1 pseudogene is annotated in these 984 nt (G+C 63.4%); it reads left to right on the forward strand.

The features are described from left to right. Positions 1-984: pseudogene (locus PMI23_RS29060) on the forward strand (RHS repeat protein); the annotation flags it as partial.

A 984-nucleotide genomic window follows, 5' to 3' on the forward strand; every position in this document is an offset into this window, starting at 1 on the left:
GCACTTCCACTACGACCCGGTCGGACGCCTGCTCGAAGAGCGCGGTTTCGATGGGCGCAGCACGCGTTATCAGTACGACCCGCTCACCGGTCGCCTCGCCCAATCGATCAATGGCCAACGCGTCATCTCTTTGAGCTTCGACCCGATGGGCCGTTTGACTGAACGTCGTGCAACCTTGGGCGATCAGTCGCAAAGCGAGACCTTTGCCTACGATGGCAACGGCAATCTGGTGCTGGCCGACAACGCCGACAGCCGCCTGCAATGGTTCCACGACCCGGCCGGTAATCTGCTGCGCGAACACCAGCATTATCTCGGCCTGGAAAAACCCACCGTCGCGATCTGGCAGCACGAGTACGACGTGCTCAACCAACGAGTCGCCAGCGTGCGCCCCGACGGCCACCGCGTCAGCTGGCTGACTTACGGCAGCGGTCACCTGCTCGGCCTGCGCCTGGACGAGCACGAACTGATCGGCTACGAACGCGACGATCTGCACCGCGAAGTCGCCCGCCATCAAGGCAACCACCTGCTGCAAACCCAGAGCTGGGACCCGGCCGGTCGTTTGCAGGAACAGTTGCTGGGACGCAGCGACGACAAATCTACGCTGCTCAAACGCGAGTACAGCTACGACGCCGCCGGCCAACTGACCGACATCAACGACAGCCGCCGCGGCCCACTTGCCTATCGCTATGATCCGGTCGGCCGACTGCTCAGCGCCACCACACGTCAAGGCGTGGAAGCCTTCGCCTTCGACCCGGCCGGCAACCTGCTCGACGACAAGGCGACAGAAATTCGCCGCCCACTGGACCTGACCCCACCACGCAGCAAGCTGGTCGACAACCTGCTGCGCGAATACGCCGGCACCCACTACGACTACGACGACCGCGGCAACCAGATCCAGCGCTGGCACAACGGCCAACGCAGCGACCTGCGTTGGGATCTGTTTGATCGACTGGTGCATTTCGAAGACCCGCGCCTCAGCGTGGA

This window comes from Pseudomonas sp. GM24 (assembly GCF_000282235.1).
Taxonomy (GTDB): domain Bacteria; phylum Pseudomonadota; class Gammaproteobacteria; order Pseudomonadales; family Pseudomonadaceae; genus Aquipseudomonas.